1 protein-coding gene is annotated in these 1,365 nt (G+C 59.3%); it reads right to left on the bottom strand.

The genetic code is table 11. From position 1 onward, the window contains the following. Positions 1 to 256 precede the first annotated feature (256 nt). Positions 257 to 1,288, bottom strand: a complete 1,032-nt coding sequence (locus tag LL253_RS19635; protein ID WP_009823918.1) for an IS110 family RNA-guided transposase — start codon at positions 1,286 to 1,288, stop codon at positions 257 to 259. Between the last annotated feature and the right edge of the window lie 77 nt (positions 1,289 to 1,365).

Below are 1,365 nucleotides of genomic sequence, written 5' to 3'. Positions count from 1 at the left end.
AAAACGTATGGCCCGCCCCGTTTGCAAGCATGATTTTGAGGTGATCTGATCAGTCTGCGTCAACGTATACGGTCTCACGAGCAAGCCCGTGGCCAAGATGGAGATCCGCGCATCTGGAGCCGCAATAAAGACGTCGGCAGCAAGTGCCATTTTTTTGACCGGGCTTTCCAGATGCTGGTCGACTGTCAGGCCATCTTTCCAATCCTTCCTGCAAACAACGTTGGCCTATGCCCAGATGAGCATCAGGCCGATCGGTTCAAACGGCGACGGGGTAGCTGCGTTCGAAGGTTGCGCCCTTGCGCAAAGCGGCCCAGGCGATCCGCGCCAGCTTATTGGCCAGGGCGACCACGGCAGCATTGCGGTGAACACCTCGTTCCAGCATCGCTTTGAGCCATCGCCCGAGCGGTGTGTCACTTCGAGAGATCGAGGGCAGGCTGGCCCTGGCACCATGGATCAGCAGGGTTCGCAAGTAGGTGTTGCCGCGTTTCGAGATGCCCAGCAGTCGTGGTTTGCCTCCGGTGGTATGCTGGCGTGGGACAAGACCAAGCCATGCCCCCAGATCTCGGGCCTTGGCGAAGCTACCGGCATTGCCGACCGCTGCGATCAGCGCGGTGGCGTTGAGCACCCCGATTCCGGGGATGGATGTCAGACGCCGGGCGGCGGCATCATTGCGGGCAAGTTCAACAAACTCGGCGTTCAGGCTCTCGATTTTCTCGTCGAGGTGTCGCCATTCTGTACGAAGATCGCCGATGAGCCGGCGAATTCGAGGGGACAACCCTGCCTCCCCCTGAAGGAGCAAAGCATCAACACCGAGTTCCAGCTTGCGGCGACCAACCGGAAAAATCGTGCCGCGCTCCAGCATGATGGCGCGCAACTGGTTGATCAGGCTCCTGCGCTCAGCCACCAAACGGGACCGGACGCGGTGAAGGGTCTGGATATCTAACTGATCCTGGCTTTTGAGTTCTACGAAGCGCATCGTCGGGCGTGATGCTGCCTCAGCGATGCCTTCGGCATCCCGGTCGTCATTTTTCTGCGCTTTCACGTAAGGGCGAACGTATTCCGGTGACATCAGCCGGATCTCGTGCCCATGACCGGCGAAGAGACGGCCCATATGATGAGCGCCGCAACACGCCTCCATCGCTACAATGCATGCTGGTAGCTTCGAGACGTAATCGATCAATGTTTGTCGGCGCATCGACCGGCGCAGGACAACCGCCCCGGTCGCATCCACACCGACGATGCTGCAAGCGTTCTTGCCCAGATCAACGCCAAGGATCACAATAGACATCGGTCCGTTCCTTTCCCTTCTCAAGCACCGGCATCATACCCGCTGCCGGGGAAAAGGGGCGGGCCATCCTATAAAGA

Source organism: Sphingobium soli (assembly GCF_020782245.1).
Classification (GTDB): Bacteria; Pseudomonadota; Alphaproteobacteria; order Sphingomonadales; family Sphingomonadaceae; genus Sphingobium; species Sphingobium soli.
This window is presented reverse-complemented; position numbering and strand designations above follow the sequence as displayed.

Bases quoted from the DNA above. Each gene is read 5' to 3' on its own strand.
- LL253_RS19635 (WP_009823918.1), bottom strand. From the start codon at position 1,288: ATGTCTATTGTGATCCTTGGCGTTGATCTGGGCAAGAACGCTTGCAGC.